General features: G+C 62.7%; 18 protein-coding genes. 10 read left to right on the top strand and 8 right to left on the bottom strand.

Going from position 1 to position 15,149, the window contains the following annotated elements; all coding sequences use genetic code 11:
• Positions 1 to 109: 109 nt before the first annotated feature.
• The 5 genes from dnaK to NKJ80_RS24835 form a co-directional block, all read right to left on the bottom strand.
• Positions 110 to 2,026: a molecular chaperone DnaK gene (gene dnaK, locus NKJ80_RS24855; RefSeq protein ID WP_023673200.1), complete on the bottom strand. Its 1,917-nt coding sequence runs from the start codon at positions 2,024 to 2,026 to the stop codon at positions 110 to 112.
• A gap of 371 nt (positions 2,027 to 2,397) precedes the next feature.
• Entirely contained in the window at positions 2,398 to 3,396 is a 999-nt protein-coding gene (locus tag NKJ80_RS24850) for an LLM class flavin-dependent oxidoreductase (protein WP_023673201.1), read from the bottom strand.
• A gap of 22 nt (positions 3,397 to 3,418) precedes the next feature.
• A complete protein-coding gene (locus tag NKJ80_RS24845) occupies positions 3,419 to 3,622 on the bottom strand; it encodes an arylamine N-acetyltransferase (protein WP_023681323.1) in 204 nt (67 codons plus the stop codon).
• A gap of 82 nt (positions 3,623 to 3,704) precedes the next feature.
• Positions 3,705 to 4,874 carry an AI-2E family transporter gene (locus tag NKJ80_RS24840; protein ID WP_023681324.1) on the bottom strand — a complete coding sequence of 390 codons (1,170 nt, stop codon included), beginning with the start codon at positions 4,872 to 4,874 and terminating at the stop codon, positions 3,705 to 3,707.
• A gap of 110 nt (positions 4,875 to 4,984) precedes the next feature.
• Positions 4,985 to 6,046, bottom strand: a complete 1,062-nt coding sequence (locus NKJ80_RS24835) for an LLM class flavin-dependent oxidoreductase (RefSeq protein WP_352498480.1) — start codon at positions 6,044 to 6,046, stop codon at positions 4,985 to 4,987.
• A gap of 234 nt (positions 6,047 to 6,280) precedes the next feature.
• Here NKJ80_RS24835 and NKJ80_RS24830 point away from each other — a divergent pair, with 234 nt between their 5' ends.
• Entirely contained in the window at positions 6,281 to 6,709 is a 429-nt protein-coding gene (locus tag NKJ80_RS24830) for a DUF6481 family protein (RefSeq protein WP_023673205.1), read from the top strand.
• Between the two features lie 88 nt (positions 6,710 to 6,797).
• On the opposite strand, the gene sugE is transcribed toward NKJ80_RS24830, so the two are convergent.
• Both sugE and NKJ80_RS24820 read right to left on the bottom strand, forming a co-directional pair.
• Positions 6,798 to 7,112, bottom strand: a complete 315-nt coding sequence (gene sugE / locus NKJ80_RS24825) for a quaternary ammonium compound efflux SMR transporter SugE (RefSeq protein WP_352498479.1) — start codon at positions 7,110 to 7,112, stop codon at positions 6,798 to 6,800.
• 206 nt (positions 7,113 to 7,318) lie between these two features.
• Entirely contained in the window at positions 7,319 to 7,444 is a 126-nt protein-coding gene (locus NKJ80_RS24820) for a hypothetical protein (protein ID WP_006200611.1), read from the bottom strand.
• Positions 7,445 to 7,657: 213 nt separating this feature from the next.
• Between NKJ80_RS24820 and NKJ80_RS24815 the strand changes: the two genes are divergently transcribed.
• From NKJ80_RS24815 to NKJ80_RS24800, 4 genes are all read left to right on the top strand, one after another.
• Positions 7,658 to 8,467, top strand: a complete 810-nt coding sequence (locus NKJ80_RS24815) for a transglutaminase-like domain-containing protein (protein WP_023687480.1) — start codon at positions 7,658 to 7,660, stop codon at positions 8,465 to 8,467.
• Positions 8,468 to 8,577: 110 nt separating this feature from the next.
• A complete protein-coding gene (locus NKJ80_RS24810; RefSeq protein ID WP_352498478.1) occupies positions 8,578 to 9,531 on the top strand; it encodes a cation diffusion facilitator family transporter in 954 nt (317 codons plus the stop codon).
• Between the two features lie 77 nt (positions 9,532 to 9,608).
• A complete protein-coding gene (locus NKJ80_RS24805; protein WP_352498477.1) occupies positions 9,609 to 10,013 on the top strand; it encodes a GFA family protein in 405 nt (134 codons plus the stop codon).
• Between the two features lie 81 nt (positions 10,014 to 10,094).
• On the top strand, positions 10,095 to 10,901 hold the full coding sequence (locus tag NKJ80_RS24800) for a class I SAM-dependent methyltransferase (RefSeq protein WP_352498476.1): 807 nt from the start codon (positions 10,095 to 10,097) through the stop codon (positions 10,899 to 10,901).
• A 61-nt stretch (positions 10,902 to 10,962) separates the two neighbouring features.
• Here the strand turns inward: NKJ80_RS24800 and NKJ80_RS24795 are convergent, their stop codons facing one another.
• On the bottom strand, positions 10,963 to 12,216 hold the full coding sequence (locus tag NKJ80_RS24795) for a DNA recombination protein RmuC (RefSeq protein WP_023692996.1): 1,254 nt from the start codon (positions 12,214 to 12,216) through the stop codon (positions 10,963 to 10,965).
• A 101-nt stretch (positions 12,217 to 12,317) separates the two neighbouring features.
• Between NKJ80_RS24795 and def the strand changes: the two genes are divergently transcribed.
• The 5 genes from def to NKJ80_RS24770 all read left to right on the top strand — a co-directional run bounded on the left by def (position 12,318) and on the right by NKJ80_RS24770 (position 15,149).
• Positions 12,318 to 12,848 (top strand): peptide deformylase, encoded by a 531-nt coding sequence (gene def / locus NKJ80_RS24790; RefSeq protein ID WP_352498475.1) that lies wholly within the window; start codon positions 12,318 to 12,320, stop codon positions 12,846 to 12,848.
• Positions 12,849 to 12,947: 99 nt separating this feature from the next.
• Positions 12,948 to 13,235 carry a plasmid stabilization protein gene (locus NKJ80_RS24785; RefSeq protein WP_352498474.1) on the top strand — a complete coding sequence of 96 codons (288 nt, stop codon included), beginning with the start codon at positions 12,948 to 12,950 and terminating at the stop codon, positions 13,233 to 13,235.
• Positions 13,232 to 13,657, top strand: coding sequence for a type II toxin-antitoxin system VapC family toxin (locus tag NKJ80_RS24780; protein WP_352498473.1), 426 nt, complete (start codon positions 13,232 to 13,234; stop codon positions 13,655 to 13,657). The genes NKJ80_RS24785 and NKJ80_RS24780 overlap by 4 nt, the downstream gene beginning before the upstream one ends.
• Before the next feature lie 38 nt (positions 13,658 to 13,695).
• Complete coding sequence (gene fmt / locus NKJ80_RS24775; protein ID WP_023703799.1) at positions 13,696 to 14,646, top strand: methionyl-tRNA formyltransferase; 951 nt, start codon at positions 13,696 to 13,698, stop codon at positions 14,644 to 14,646.
• Complete coding sequence (locus NKJ80_RS24770) at positions 14,643 to 15,149, top strand: GNAT family N-acetyltransferase (protein ID WP_352498472.1); 507 nt, start codon at positions 14,643 to 14,645, stop codon at positions 15,147 to 15,149. The genes fmt and NKJ80_RS24770 overlap by 4 nt, the downstream gene beginning before the upstream one ends.

The raw sequence follows: 15,149 nt of genomic DNA, 5'->3' as shown, positions 1-15,149 counted from the left end.
TGCCTGTGTTTTTCAGTGACTTTTTCGGCAAGGCCCGCACTTTTTCAGCGAGGGTTGCAAAAAAGCCCGGCTTTGCGCCGGGCTTTCCGCTTTATTTGCCGTCAACCGGTCAGGCCGACTTCTTCTTCTCGTCGTTTTCGTCGATTTCCTCGAAATCGGCGTCGACCACATCGCTATCCTTGGCCGCGTCCGCCTTGGCGTCGGCTTCCGCCGCTTCCTTCTGCGAAGCTTCGTACATGGCCTGGCCGAGCTTCATGGATGCTTCGGCAAGCGTCTGCGACTTGGCCTCGATGTCGGCGGCATCGTCGCCTTCGGCAGCAGCCTTCAGCGCCGTGATAGCCTCCGATATCGCCGTGCGCTCGGTTTCCGAAACCTTGTCGCCATATTCTTTCAGCGACTTCTCGGAGGAGTGCACCAGCGCCTCGGCCTGGTTGCGGGCCTCGACCAAGGCGCGCCGCTGCTTGTCGGTCTCGGCATTGGCTTCGGCGTCCTTGACCATCTTCTCGATGTCGGCGTCCGAAAGGCCACCAGAGGCCTGGATGCGGATCTGGTGCTCCTTGCCGGTGCCCTTGTCCTTGGCCGAAACGTTGACGATGCCGTTGGCGTCGATGTCGAAAGTGACCTCGATCTGCGGCACGCCGCGCGGCGCCGGCGGAATGCCGACCAGGTCGAACTGGCCGAGCGCCTTGTTGTCGGCAGCCATTTCACGCTCGCCCTGGAAGACGCGGATGGTCACGGCCGACTGACTGTCTTCAGCGGTCGAGAACACCTGGCTCTTCTTGGTCGGGATGGTCGTGTTGCGTTCGATCAGGCGGGTAAACACGCCACCCAGCGTCTCGATGCCGAGCGACAGCGGCGTCACGTCGAGCAGCAGCACGTCCTTCACGTCGCCCTGCAGCACGCCGGCCTGGATTGCGGCGCCGAGTGCGACGACCTCATCCGGGTTGACGCCCTTGTGCGGCTCCTTGCCGAAGAACTGCTTCACGATCTCCTGGATCTTGGGCATGCGGGTCATGCCGCCGACCAGGACCACTTCGTCGATCTCGCCAGCCTTCAGCCCGGCATCCTTGAGCGCTGCCTTGCAGGGCTCGATGGTGCGCTGGACGAGATCGTCGACCAGCTGCTCGAACTTGGCACGGGTCAGCTTCAGTGTCAGGTGCTTGGGGCCGGTCGCGTCGGCGGTGATGAAGGGCAGGTTGATTTCGGTCTGCGTCGTCGACGACAGCTCGATTTTGGCCTTTTCAGCCGCCTCCTTGAGGCGCTGCAGCGCAAGCTTGTCGTTCTTCAGGTCGATGCCCTGTTCCTTCTTGAACTCGGCCGCCAGGTATTCGACGAGACGCATGTCGAAATCCTCGCCGCCGAGGAAGGTGTCGCCATTGGTCGACTTCACTTCGAACACGCCGTCGCCGATTTCGAGCACCGAAATGTCGAACGTGCCGCCGCCAAGGTCATAGACGGCAATGGTCTTGCCATCCTTCTTGTCGAGGCCGTAGGCAAGTGCTGCAGCCGTCGGCTCGTTGATGATGCGCAGCACCTCAAGGCCGGCGATCTTGCCGGCGTCCTTGGTGGCCTGGCGCTGGGCGTCATTGAAATAGGCCGGAACGGTGATGACCGCCTTCTCGACCTTCTCGCCGAGATAGGCCTCCGCCGTTTCCTTCATCTTCTGCAGGATCATGGCCGAGATCTGGCTGGGCGACTGCTTCTTGCCGCCGGCCTCGACCCAGGCATCGCCATTGTCGCCCTTGACGATCTTGTAGGGGACAAGCTTCTTGTCCTTCTCCGTCACCGGGTCGTCATAGCGGCGGCCGATCAGGCGCTTGACCGCGAAGATGGTGTTTTCAGGATTGGTGACCGCCTGGCGCTTGGCCGGCTGGCCGACGAGACGTTCGCCGTCGCCCGAGATGGCGACGATGGAAGGCGTCGTGCGCGCGCCTTCCGCATTTTCAATGACCTTGGGCTCCTTGCCATCCATGATGGCGATGCAGGAGTTGGTGGTGCCGAGATCGATACCGATTACTTTTGCCATTTTTCTAGTCTCTCCGCTAAGCAGGCTCTCAGGACCCGTAAGGCGTTCCGACGAAAGCCCCTGTTCACAAGAAATTCCGCTCCGGCAACCGGCATTCCGGCACTGGGCGGCTTGGCGCGTATATAAGAACAGGCGGCATCGGGCGCAAGCATTCTGCGCATGGCATCCACCGCGCCGCGCTTGGCGCCTTTGAACAGCCGCCCGGCGGCCCGGATGTGCTCAAACCGCGCTCAAAACCCCAGGATCTGCGCGATCCCCCGGCGAAGCGCCCAGTCAGGGCTTCGAAACCACAAGAAAACGTCACCTATGCGTGAGAGAGGCGGCTCCTGGCTGAGGAAGGCGCCTGCCCACAGCAGACACAGGCAAAAGCGTCACGCGGCCTGCGACAGCGATTTATGCGCCTCGGCCAGGATTTCGAACGAGCGCACGCGTGCCGCATGGTCGAAGATCTGCGCGGTCACCATCAGCTCGTCTGCGCCGGTGCGGCGCACGAACGCGTCTATGCCTTGCCGGACGGTTTCGGGGGAGCCGACGACGGCGCAGGACAGCGCCTGCGAAATCATGGTTTTTGCCATCGGCTCGAGCGTCTGGTCATAGCCCTCGACCGGCGGCGGCAGGCGGCCGGCCCGCCCCGTGCGCAGATTGACGAAGGCCTGCTGCAACGAGGTGAACAGCAGTTTGGCCTCTCCATCGGTCGGTGCGGCGAAAACGTTGAGGCCGAGCATGACATAGGGCTTGTCCAGCTGTTCCGAAGGCTGGAAGCGCGAACGGTAGATCTCCAGCGCATGGTCGAGTTCGGCCGGCGCGAAATGCGAGGCAAACGCATAGGGCAGGCCGAGCATGGCGGCGAGCTGCGCGCCATAGAGGCTGGAACCGAGGATCCAGACCGGCACCTTCTGGCCTTCGCCGGGCACGGCGTGGATACGCTGGCCTTCCGCGGCCGGCTGGAAATAGCCCATCAGCTCGACGACATCCTGGGGGAAATTGTCTGACGCCTCGAGATTGCGGCGCAGCGCGCGCGCTGTTCCCATATCGGTGCCGGGCGCGCGGCCGAGGCCGAGGTCGATGCGGCCGGGGTGCAGTGCCGCCAGCGTGCCGAACTGCTCGGCAATCACCAGCGGCGCATGGTTGGGCAGCATGATGCCACCGGCGCCAACGCGGATGGTCTTGGTGCCGCCGGCGACATGGGCGATGACCACGGCGGTCGCCGCGCTGGCGATGCCCGGCATGTTGTGGTGCTCGGCCAGCCAGTAGCGCCTGTAGCCGAGCCGCTCGGCATGGCGGGCCAGGTCGAGCGAATTTGCCAGCGATTGCGAGGCGTCGCTGCCTTCGACGATCGGCGACAGGTCGAGAACGGAAAGTGCGGTCATGGGCCTCAAGCCTTTACGATGTTCAACTGCCTGACCCTGGTTTCGAAGGCGCGGTCGGGAATGACGATGTCGAGCTGGCACCAAGCAACGGGTCCAGATTCTCGAACGGGATCGCCTGCGGATGCTGGCGATGCAGCGCGCTCAGCGTGTCGAGCGACGCATCGATCGGACCGCGATAGCCGATGCGGTCGAAATAGGAATCGAGGTCGAAGGAGGCATCGTTCATCGCAGGGTCCGGCTTGACCGGCTCGATATAGGCACTCCGCCTGAAGACAACAAATGCGGGATGACGGACAGGCGCGGCAAGCTTATGGCGCGGCCTTTCCGTTCTCTTCGGCCGCTTCCTCCTCCACCACGGCCGTCTGCTGTGCGGCGAGAAAATTGCCGACATGGCTGAGGCCATCGAAATGATCGCAGAACACTTTGACGACGACCAGCAGCGGCACCGCCATCAGCGCGCCGACAAAGCCCCAAAGCCAAGACCAGAAGGCGATGGCGATGAAGATCGCCACGGCGTTGATCTCGAGGCGTCGGCCGACAACCATCGGCGTAACGAACTGGCCTTCGACGATGTCGCACAAAAGCACGAAGCCCGGCGCCAAAAGCGCGTAGGTGATCGAGTCGAAGCTGATCATCGCAATGACGCTGACCAGCACGATGGTGATCAGCGCGCCGACATAGGGCAGGAAGTTGAGCAGCGCCGCCATCGTTCCCCAGACGAGCGGGTTGGGCATGCCGAGCGCCCACAGGCCAAGGCCGATAACCGCGCCGAGACCGGCATTGATGACGGTGACGGTGAGCAGATAATGCGAGATTTCGCGCTCGACGTCATAGACGACGCGCAAGGCCCGCTTCTTCTCACTGAGGCTGGCGAAGGACTGGATGATCTTCTCATAGAACATCGTGCCTGACGCCAGCAGGAACAGCGACAGCACGAAGATGATGGTCAGGCTTGTCCCCGCCGACAGGACGTTGCTGGCGGCGGCCGACAGGACGCCGGACTGCGCCATCGCCACCTTCTGGATGCCCGGCTCCTGCGAGGTCTCCGTCATCTGTTCGATCTGATGCGAGATCTGCATGATCCTCTCGAGCGGACGCCGTAATTGCGCCAGCCGTTCGGTAAGTTGTTGGCCGATCGACGAGGTGTTGTTGAGAAGGTCGATGACCGGGCCGCTGAGCAGATAGCCGGCAACGCCGAAGACGCAGATCGACAGCACGACCAACATTGTCGCCGAAACCACTTCCGGAATGCCGCGCTTGCGCAGGAAGCGGACGATTGGTGTCAGCGTCAGCGTCAGCAGGAAGGCGAGGATGACCGGCATGAAGAAAGCACGCGCGAAATACAGCGCGTAGATGGCCATGAACAGGAAGATCCCGATGAGCAGCGAACGCATCAGATGCGTGTCGGCACGCGCCACAACTCTCGCCTCTTCGGTCTCGGCAAGGCCAGCACCCAAAGCGGCGGGTTCGGCTTTCATGATTTTCCCTCAGCGGCGCACCGCAATTGGTGCATTCCCCTGACGGAAACGCCTCTGCAAGCCCAAGGTTCCGTTAGCCGGCAAGGCCCTCAATCCGGGCCGCCCGTCGCTCAGGCGGCTGGCGCTGCGAGGGCGACGCCGGGCTTGGCGGTCTCCTTGCGCACGATCGGCGCCACCTTGGTGCCGTACAGTTCGATCGCCTTCATGATCTTGGCGTGCGGCATGGCGCCGATCGCCATCTGCAGCAGGAAGCGGTCATTGTTGAAGATCTTGTGCTGGGCGACGATCTTTTCCGCCACCTGCTCCGGATTACCGACAAACAGCGCGCCGTTCGGACCACGCGACTGATCGAAATGCGCCCGCGAGGTCGGGCCCCAGCCGCGCTCGCGGCCGATGCGGTTCATCACTTCGGCCTGCGGGCCGTAGAAATCGTCGGCCGCCTGTTCAGTGGTCCCGGCGATGAAGCCGTGCACATTGATGCTGGTGGCAAGGCCCGAGGGGTCGGTACCGGCCCGCCTGGCGGCATCGCGATAAATGTCGAACAGCGGTGCAAACCGCGCCGGCTCGCCGCCGATGATGGCCAGCGCCAGCGGCAGGCCGAGCACCCCCGCGCGGGCCGCAGACTGCGGCGTTCCACCTATTGCGATCCAGATCGGCAATTTGTCCTGCAGCGGCCGCGGATAGACGCCGCGGTCGTTGATGGGCGCGCGCAGATTGCCGGACCAGGTGACCTTGACGCTGTCGCGTATGGCCAGCAGCAGGTCGAGCTTTTCGGCGAACAGCTCGTCATAGTCCTCGAGATTGTAGCCGAACAGCGGGAAGGATTCGATGAACGAGCCGCGCCCGGCCATGATCTCGGCCCGGCCGCCCGACAAAAGGTCGAGCGTTGCGAACTGCTGGAAGACACGCACCGGATCATCGGAGGACAGCACGGTGACCGCGCTGGTCAGCTTGATGCGCTTGGTGCGTTCGGCGGCAGCGGCCAGCGCCACCACCGGCGCGGACGCGGCATAGTCGGGGCGGTGATGTTCGCCCAGACCAAAGACGTCGAGGCCGACCTGGTCGGCCAGCTCGACCTCCTCGATCAGATTGCGTAGTCGCTGATGCGGGCCGATCGCGCCGGGGCCGGGCTCCGGGCTGACGTCGGCGAAAGTGTAGAGACCGAGTTCCATGGCATGTCATCCAAATGTTCTGATTTGCCGCTAGAGGTAGCGGCGAGCCGCCCCGGCCGCCAGAGGGGCGGATGGTGAACAGTGCATGTCGGTTTCGGCCGGCTTTGTTTCAGGGGAAACGCGTCTCCCGGCTGCAACAGCATAAACTTTCATGGCTGGCATACCGTTTTGGCGCTTGAACTCTCGGTTTTCGCGCGTATGTAAGCGTCGCGAATTGACTTCAGGGAAGTGGACTTGGCTATCTACAGGGAAAAAGACATTTTCGAGCGGCGCAATGCCGCGAACGAGGCAAAGAAGGCGCTTCTGGAGCGCTTCAAGTCAAAGCCGGCGGCTGATGATCCTGCGGTTCTGGCCAAACAGGCCGAACGCAAGGCGATTCTTGAGGCTCGCGAGATACGCGAGGCCGAAAAGGCCAGGCTGAAGCAGGAAAAGCTGGCACGCGAGGCGGTCGAGAAGGCCGAGCGCGAGGCAGCAGCCGAAGCGGCGCGTATTGCGGCCGAAGAGGCAGCGCAGGCTGAAGCGAAGATCAAGGAAGCCGAAGAAAACGAGCGCATCGCCCGTTTGCTGGCCGACGAAGCCGAACGCAAGGCCAAGCGCGACGCACGCTATGCGGCGCGCAAGCAGCGTACCGGCAGGACGCCTCCGGGCTTCTCCGCCCGCTAACGCTTCGATCGAAACGATCGGACATCAGGGTCGCCTTCCAGCGGCCCTGAAGGCGTTTGCCTAATTTAAGGGTTTGATGCCTCGGAGCTCAGGCGGCGACCTTCAGCCCCATAATGCCGCAGACGATGAGCGCAATGCAGGCGAGCCGGATGGCCGTCGCAGGCTCGCCCAGCAGCCAGATGCCAAGCAGCGCCGTGCCGACCGTGCCGATGCCGGTCCACACCGCATAGGCCGTGCCGACGGGCAGCGTCTTCAGCGCCAGGCCAAGCAGGCCCAGGCTGATGATCACCGAGGCGACGGTGAGCACCGTCGGCAGCGGCTTCGAGAAGCCGTCGGTGTATTTGAGGCCGATCGCCCAGCCGATTTCGAACAGGCCGGCGAAAAACAGAAAAATCCACGACATCGGGATGCACTCCATTCCATGAGCATGGCGGGCCGTCCCGGCCGATTTATGGGAAGGCGCGAGGTCGTCCTCGCCGCTTCGACACAAGCGGCTGCGCCGGTGCGATCAACAAAAACACCGGCCGCATCGTTCATGCCGCCGGTGTCAAAATCTGCGCCGAAACGGTTTGTCCGGATTTCAACCGTCCAAGATCTTCCGAGGCGGGCTTACTTTTCCTTGAGCCTCATCGCCTTGACGGGCGGCGCCTTGAGTGCCGGAGCCGCTGCGGGCTTCTTGGCGTCTTTTTTCGGCTTCCGAGCTTCCTTGCCCGCCTTCATCGCACCTTTAGCCATGATTCGTTCCTCCAGTTGCTGGGAGGCCAAGTGAAACAAGAGAAACGCCGGACTGCAAGGGGGCGGGCGTCCGTCGCCGGCGCCGGCGGGCCGCTTTCAACCGGTTTCTAATTTGCTCGTAAACCATTCCGGTCCGTGCCATGGTTGCCTTCGCACTGCAGCATCGGCCATGCCTTCGCCCGGCGATGATCAGGAAGTGCGGTCAGGACGACAATGCGAATCCGCATCGGCAGCGAGATGAGTTTCGATTTTCCGCAGGAAACGCCGCTGATCGCGATGCTCAATGTCCACTACTCCAGGGCCTCCGATCTCGAGCGCCCGGATTTCCTGACCTCCAACCCGCCGGTGCCGATCCAGAGCTACCGCGACAGTTTCGGCAATTGGTGCAACCGTTTCGTCGCCCCGCCCGGTCGCTTCACCTTCGGCACCGATTCGGTAATCCGCGACCCCGGCACGTTCGAGATGGGCGACCTGATGGCCTGGCAGCACGAGGTGCGCGATCTGCCGTCGGACACATTGCTCTTCCTGTTGCCGAGCCGCTTTTGCGAGAGCGATCTGCTGGCCAGCGAAGCCTGGCGGCTGTTCGGGCATACGCCGCTTGGCATTGCGCGCGTCCAGGCGGTCTGTGATTTCGTCCACAACCACATCGTCTTCAGCTACGGCAATGCGCGGCCGACCCGCACCGCGGCGGAAGCCTATCGCGAGCAAAGCGGCGTCTGCCGTGACTTTGCCCACCTCGCCGTCACCTTCTGCCGTGCGCTCAACATCCCGACCCGCTACTGCACCGGCTACATCAGCGACATCGGCCTGCCCAAACCTTGGGCGAGCATGGATTTCGCAGCCTGGATGGAGGTCTATCTCGGTGGCCGCTGGCATGTCTTCGATCCGCGGAACAATTCGCCACGCATCGGCCGCATCCTGATCGCGTCGGGTCGCGACGCCGCCGACGTGCCGCTGACCCACATCTTCGGACCGGGCACGCTGGCTGGTTTCAAGGTGTGGACGGACGAGATCATCGAATAGGGGCGTGTTTCCGCAAGCTGGCCTACAAGACCCTGAACGACCGGGCGATTCGTGCGTTGTGATGCCTGTGGAGCTCAGGGGCGTTACATCAGGTTCCTTGGAGGGACAGCATGGCAGCACATGGCGGGTCGAAGACGGTCATCTACGCGGCGCTCGCCGGTAATCTAGCTATTGCTGTTACCAAATTCGTCGCCGCCTTCTTCACCGGCAGCTCGGCGATGCTGTCGGAAGGCGTGCACTCGCTGGTGGATACCGGCAATGGCGGGCTGCTGCTCTACGGCATGCACCGCGCCGCCCGTCCGCCGGACCGCACGCACCCGCTCGGCCATGGCCGCGAGCTGTATTTCTGGAGCTTCATTGTCGCCCTGCTCGTCTTTGCGCTCGGCGCTGGCGTGTCCTTCTATGAAGGCGTCGTCCACATCATGGCGCCTGAGCCGGTCGCCAATTCCAAAATCAACTACATTGTGCTGGGCCTCTCAATGCTGTTCGAGGGCAGCTCCTGGTACGTGGCGCTGAAGGAGTTCCGCCAGCAGAAGGGCAAGCAAGGCTGGCTGCAGGCCGTGCAATCGAGCAAGGATCCGAGCGTCTACACGATCCTGTTCGAGGACAGCGCCGCCCTGCTCGGTCTGTTCGTCGCCTTCGCCGGCATATTGGCGGCCGAACTCCTCGACATGCCCGAACTCGACGGCGTCGCCTCGATCGGCATCGCAATGATCCTCGGCGCCACCGCCATCTTTCTGGCGCGCGAAAGCAAGGGATTGCTCATCGGTGAGCCGGCCTCGCCGGAAGTGCAGGCCAAGGTGGTGGCCATCGCCCAGCAGGATCCGGCAGTGCAGCGGGCCAACGGCGTTCTCACCGTCCATCTCGGCCCTCGACAGATCGTCGCTGGGCTGAGCATCGAATTCGAAGACCATCTGACGGCGCCTGAGATCGAAGCCTGTGTCGAGCGCATCGAGGCGCTCTTGAAAAAAGAAATGCCGGAGATCACCAGGCTGTTCGTCAAGCCGCAGACGACCGGAACCTGGGAGCACCGGCGCAAGCAGGTCGAGGCGGCGTCGGACTAGTTCTGGACCAGCAGTCCACCGTTGGCCCCATCGCCTGGTCCCGCTAAGATCACTCGACGGATTTCGGAGAATCAACCATGAAAATCGATGGAGGGTGCCATTGCGGCGCCATAACTGATGAAGCAGAGGTCGACCCGGAAAAGACCTCTATCTGTCATTGCACCGACTGCCAGCAACTGACCGGCACCGCCTTTCGTGTCACCGTTCCCGCGCCTGAGGATCATTATAGGATCACCAAGGGCACGCCGAAGGTCTATATCAAGACGGGATCGAGCGGCGCCAAGCGTGCCCAGGCGTTCTGTGGCGACTGCGGTTCGCATCTTTACGCAACGTCGGTTGGCGACGGGCCGAAGGTCTATGGGATCAGGGCGGGGACCGCGCGGCAACGCGAGGATCTCGTTCCGACCCAGCAGAAATGGCACCGATCGGCCCTGCACTGGCTTCCGGAATTCGAGGGCGTAAGCATCGTAGAGGCGCAGTAGCACCTGCCTCCCGGTTAAACGCGGCCCAAACCAGCCAATAATGTGCTAGGCTCGCCATCAAACGGATGGCGGGGGATAGCAATGTCGGAAACGGACAAGGTGTTTGCCGGCTCGATTCCGGAAAACTACGACCGCTACATGGTGCCGTTGATCTTCGAGCCGTTTGCCGCGGATTTGGCACGACGGGCAGCGTCCTTGTCGCCCGGCGCCGTCCTGGAAGTCGCCGCCGGCACCGGCGTTGTTACCCGCGCATTGGCGCCAAAACTGTCCCTTGGCGCAAGCTATGTCGTGACCGACCTCAACCAGCCTATGCTCGACTACGCGGCCTCGCGACAAGCTCCCGACAGTCGCATACAATGGCGTCAGGCGGATGCTCTGGCGCTGCCGTTCGAAGATGCGGCTTTCGATCTCGTTTGCTGTCAGTTCGGCGCGATGTTCTTTCCCGACCGAGCCGCCGGCTATCGCGAAGCAAAGCGGGTCCTGAAGACCGGCGGCCATTTCCTGTTCAACGTGTGGGATCGCATCGAAGAGAATGTATTCGCCAATGATGTGACGAATGCTCTTGCGGAGATTTTTCCGAACGATCCGCCCCGCTTTCTCGCCCGCACGCCGCACGGCTACAATGACACTGCATTGATCCGCGGCGAGTTGGAAGCCGCAGGTTTCTCCCGTGTGGTGATCGAGACGAGGGCCGAACAAAGCCGTGCCTCCTCGCCGCGCCTTCCGGCGGTTGCCTATTGCCAGGGAACTCCGCTTCGCAACGAAATCGAGGCCAGAGGAAAACTGGAAGCCGCAACCGATCACGCCGCGTCCGTGATTGCAGCCAGACACGGCAGCGGCGAGGTTGCGGCCAAGATCCAGGCGCACGTGATCGTGGCTACGGTCTAATGCATGTCGCCCAGAAGTGTGCCGCGGTTCTGGGACAACGACATGCATCAAAACAAAGACTTTAATCGTCGCCTTCGACGACACGTAGCCTGAGCTGCCCCGTCTTGGAATCCGCCACCCGCACCCCGGCTTCGGCCTTGGCGGGTCCGCCACCGCGCACTTCGGCTTCGCTTTCGCCAAACTCCAGCGCTTCGATCTTTTGGCCGCGCTTGGTCACCTTCGAGGTCGACACCAGTATCTCGTCGATATCCTTGGCCGACTGGCCAAAATGCGTCTGCAGCCGGCGCACGCGTTCGTCGACACGCGCGACGTCCTCCATCAGCCGGATCACCTCGCCCTGGATCAGATGCGCCTGTTCGCGCATGCGGGCGTCCTTGAGGATGGCCTGGATGACCTGGATCGACAGCATCAAAAGCGACGGTGAGACGATGATGACACGCGCCCGGTGCGCCTTCTGGACCACGGCGTCGAAATTCTCGTGGATTTCGGCGAACACCGATTCCGACGGCACGAACATGAAGGCGGTGTCCTGCGTCTCGCCCTGGATCAGGTATTTTTCCGAGATATCGCGGACGTGAATTTCGATGTCGCGGCGGAAAGCCTGGGCCGCGATCTTCTGTTGTTCGGCGCCATCGGCGGCACGGATGGCGTTCCAGGCTTCCAGCGGAAACTTGGCGTCGATGGCAAGCTGCGGCGCACCGTTCGGCATCCTGACCAGGCAGTCGGGACGGCTGCCGTTTGACAGCGTTGCCTGGAACTCGTAGGCGCCCATCGGAAGGCCGTCGGCGACGATCGCCTCCATGCGCGACTGGCCGAAGGCGCCGCGCGTCTGCTTGTTGGACAGGATCGCCTGCAATTGCACGACCTGGCCGGCCAGCGACTGGATGTTGCCTTGCGCGGTGTCGATGACCGCCAGCCGTTCCTGCAGTTTGGCGAGGCTCTCATGCGTCGATTTGGTCTGTTCGGTCATGGTCTGGCCGAGCCTGCCGGTCATGGCGTCGAGGCGCTGGCCGATCGACTGGTTGAGTTCGGCCTGCCTTGCGCCGAACACGTCGGCGATGGCGCCCATGCGGCCCTGCATCTCGGCCTGGCTTTGCAAAATGCCGGCCATCCGTGCCTCGGCGTCGCGGGCGTGGTCGGCGGCTTCCGCCGCGGCGATGGTGCGCGCCTTGGCCGATCGCCACAGCGCCACGACAAGCGCCAGGAACAGGCCGAGAAACACCAGCGCGCCGAGGGCCAGTGCATGGCCGAGCGTGATCGTCGTGGCGCCAAGCCGGGCAACGGGTTCGGAAAGGATGGTGCTCAGGTCGTTCATCCCGCCAGCATAGCCGATTCGCAGACCTGGCACAGATCAACGTGAACGAGACCGATTCGCACCGGTTGACGCTTCTCCTGCGACGTTTTAGGTGAGGCGCCATGTCGATCAAGCCGCTCATCATCCTTCCCGATCCTATCCTGCGCCAGGTTTCCAAACCGGTCGAACGCGTCGACGCGCCTTTGCGCAAACTGGCCGACGACATGCTGGCGACGATGTATGATGCGCCGGGCATCGGCTTGGCCGCAATCCAGATCGGCGAGCCGCTGCGCATGCTGGTCATCGACCTCGCCAAGGAAGACGAGCCGCCGGCGCCGCATGTCTTCATCAATCCCGAAATCCTCGAAAGCGCCGACGCTCGCTCGGTCTACGAGGAAGGCTGCCTGTCGATCCCGGACTATTACGCCGAGGTCGAGCGTCCCGCCTCGGTGCGCGTGAAATATCTCGACCGCGACGACAAGCTGCAGGAGATCGAGGCCGAAGGCCTGATGGCGACTTGCCTCCAGCACGAGATCGACCATCTCAACGGTGTGCTGTTCATCGACCACATCTCGAAGCTGAAGCGCGACATGGTGGTCAAGAAGTTCAAGAAACTCGCCAAGGACAAGGCGCCGGGCAAGCTGGTGGGATAGGCCCTGCTTTCGGCGACTCGCACAAAATCCCGTCTCGACCCGCCCCTATTGAGAGACGCTTCCTTGCGTGATATCATTGATATCAGACTGGAGACTCCGATGGGCGATATGTTGATCAGAGATATTCCCGAGCCGTTGAAGCGTGAAATCGAGCATGCGGCACGCAAGGGCGGCCAAAGCCTCTCGATCAAGGCGATCGATTTATTGCGAAAAGGCATCGTTGCGGAAAAAGAAGGCAAGGCCGAGCCTGGACTCACGGCTTGGGATGCGATTCGCGCTGCCTTCGCCTCGGAAAATGCAATCAGCGACGAATTTGCGCAGATGATGGATGAGATCGAAGCGGAACGGAAACGCGACTTTGGCCGCACCATTGAGAATCTCGAGTGATAATCCTCGATACCAATGTCGTCTCGGAAGCGAGCCGGCCCGCGCCCGATCCAAACGTCGCTAAGTGGTTTCGCAGACAGGACCTGCTCGACCTCTATCTCTGCGGTCCTGTTGTCATGGAGCAGTCCTTTGGAGCCGAAAGGTTTCTGAACAAGACCGGCTCGGACCGCCACGTCCGTGCACTTGACCACCTGGTTTCGAAGCAGTTTTCGGGACGTGTCGTCGAATTTGCCGGTCCCATTCCCCGTCTGGCGGGCAAGCTCCGGGCAATGCGGGAAACTATCGGCCGGCCGATCAGCCTTTCCGATGCCATGATCGCTGCCATCTGCCTGTCGCACGACGCTATGCTGGCGACGCGCAATATTAAGGACTTCGAAGAGCTTGACCTCAAGATCGCAAACCCGTTTGAAGCAGACGCTTGAGCGGACTGCCGCGCGCAGAACAGGATACTGGACGAAAAATGCCGCTTCGCGTCATCTTCATGGGCACGCCGGAGTTTTCGGTGCCGGTGCTGCGCGCGATTGCCGAGGCCGAGCACGAGATAGCAGCCGTCTACACCCAGCCGCCGCGCGCCGCCGGCCGCCGCGGTCTGGAGCTGACACCGTCGCCGGTGCAGCGCGAGGCTGAGCGGCTGGGCATCGAAGTGCGCACGCCGCTGTCGCTGAAGGGCGAGGGCGAGCAAGCTGCTTTCCATGCGTTGCGTGCCGATGTCGCAGTCGTCGTCGCGTATGGTTTGCTGTTGCCGAAGGCTATTCTGGAGGCTCCGCGCCTCGGCTGCCTCAACGGCCACGCCTCGCTTTTGCCGCGTTGGCGTGGTGCAGCTCCCATCCAGCGAGCCATTATGGCCGGCGACGTCGAAACCGGCATGATGGTGATGCGCATGGAAGAGGGCCTGGACACCGGTCCGGTGGCACTGGTTGAAAAATGCGCCATAGAGCCCGACATGACGGCCGGCGATCTGCACGACCGCTTGATGAATATTGCTGCCACGCTGATGGTGGAAGCGCTGTCCCGATTGGAGACAAATACCCTGGCATCGACTTTGCAGGCGGCTGACGGGGTGACCTACGCCAGGAAAATCGATAAGTCGGAGACGCGTGTGGACTGGACGCGCCCGGCTGCGGAGGTCCACAATCACATTCGCGGCCTGTCGCCATTTCCCGGCGCCTGGTGCGAGGCCGACATCGGCGGCCGCACGGAACGGCTGAAACTGCTTCGCTCGACGCTTTTGGAAGGCACGCTTTCTGAAAGCATGGGCGAGTCGGGAGGAATTCTCGATGACCGGCTGACGGTCGCCTGCGGGTCGGGCGCGGTCAGGCTGGTCGAAGTTCAACGGGCGGGCGGAAAGCCCGCTGCCGCACAGGAGTTTCTGCGCGGGGCCAAGATCGAAAAAGGAATGAAGTTCTCATGAGCATGATGTCGATACGCGGCGCGACGCCGCGGGACCGCGAGGCCATACGCCTGGTCGAGGAACACGCATTCGGCCAGCAGGCGGAGGCCGGGCTGGTCGACGCTCTGGTCACCGGCGGCGACGCCGTTGTCGAACTGGTGGCGGAAGAAGACGGCCAGGTGGTCGGCCACATCCTGTTTTCCAGGCTGTTCGTCCAGAACGGCGGCAAGCAGTTCGCAGCCGTGGCGCTGGCGCCGTTGGCGGTGGAACCTTCGTTCCACGGCTCGGGCATTGGCGGTGCGCTGATCCGCGAGGCGCATATCCGCCTCAGGGATGGCGGCGAGACGCTCGCCGTTGTGTTGGGCGATCCGGCCTATTACGGCCGCTTCGGCTACAATCATGCGCGCGCCGAAATGTTCGAGAGCGAATATCAGGGCGAAGCGCTGCAGGCGCTGGCCTGGGGTGACGCACCCGAAAAAGGCAAACTGGTCTACGCCCAGGCCTTTGCCGCACTCGCCGCCTGA

It is taken from the genome of Mesorhizobium sp. M0030 (assembly GCF_040323695.1).
Lineage (GTDB): Bacteria > Pseudomonadota > Alphaproteobacteria > Rhizobiales > Rhizobiaceae > Mesorhizobium.
Note: the sequence above shows the minus strand (reverse complement) of the source record. Positions and strands in the feature narration are given on the sequence as shown.

Excerpts from the sequence above, each read along its gene's own strand:
- def (WP_352498475.1), top strand. The coding sequence starts at position 12,318 with ATGTCGATCAAGCCGCTCATCATCCTTCCCGATCCTATCCTGCGCCAG.
- NKJ80_RS24785 (WP_352498474.1), top strand. The coding sequence starts at position 12,948 with ATGGGCGATATGTTGATCAGAGATATTCCCGAGCCGTTGAAGCGTGAA.
- NKJ80_RS24810 (WP_352498478.1), top strand. The coding sequence starts at position 8,578 with ATGGCAGCACATGGCGGGTCGAAGACGGTCATCTACGCGGCGCTCGCC.
- sugE (WP_352498479.1), bottom strand. The coding sequence starts at position 7,112 with ATGTCGTGGATTTTTCTGTTTTTCGCCGGCCTGTTCGAAATCGGCTGG.
- NKJ80_RS24795 (WP_023692996.1), bottom strand. The coding sequence starts at position 12,216 with ATGAACGACCTGAGCACCATCCTTTCCGAACCCGTTGCCCGGCTTGGC.
- NKJ80_RS24800 (WP_352498476.1), top strand. The coding sequence starts at position 10,095 with ATGTCGGAAACGGACAAGGTGTTTGCCGGCTCGATTCCGGAAAACTAC.
- dnaK (WP_023673200.1), bottom strand. The coding sequence starts at position 2,026 with ATGGCAAAAGTAATCGGTATCGATCTCGGCACCACCAACTCCTGCATC.
- fmt (WP_023703799.1), top strand. The coding sequence starts at position 13,696 with ATGCCGCTTCGCGTCATCTTCATGGGCACGCCGGAGTTTTCGGTGCCG.
- NKJ80_RS24805 (WP_352498477.1), top strand. The coding sequence starts at position 9,609 with ATGAAAATCGATGGAGGGTGCCATTGCGGCGCCATAACTGATGAAGCA.
- NKJ80_RS24835 (WP_352498480.1), bottom strand. The coding sequence starts at position 6,046 with ATGGAACTCGGTCTCTACACTTTCGCCGACGTCAGCCCGGAGCCCGGC.
- NKJ80_RS24815 (WP_023687480.1), top strand. The coding sequence starts at position 7,658 with ATGCGAATCCGCATCGGCAGCGAGATGAGTTTCGATTTTCCGCAGGAA.
- NKJ80_RS24840 (WP_023681324.1), bottom strand. The coding sequence starts at position 4,874 with ATGAAAGCCGAACCCGCCGCTTTGGGTGCTGGCCTTGCCGAGACCGAA.
- NKJ80_RS24850 (WP_023673201.1), bottom strand. The coding sequence starts at position 3,396 with ATGACCGCACTTTCCGTTCTCGACCTGTCGCCGATCGTCGAAGGCAGC.
- NKJ80_RS24770 (WP_352498472.1), top strand. The coding sequence starts at position 14,643 with ATGAGCATGATGTCGATACGCGGCGCGACGCCGCGGGACCGCGAGGCC.
- NKJ80_RS24820 (WP_006200611.1), bottom strand. The coding sequence starts at position 7,444 with ATGGCTAAAGGTGCGATGAAGGCGGGCAAGGAAGCTCGGAAGCCGAAA.
- NKJ80_RS24845 (WP_023681323.1), bottom strand. The coding sequence starts at position 3,622 with ATGAACGATGCCTCCTTCGACCTCGATTCCTATTTCGACCGCATCGGC.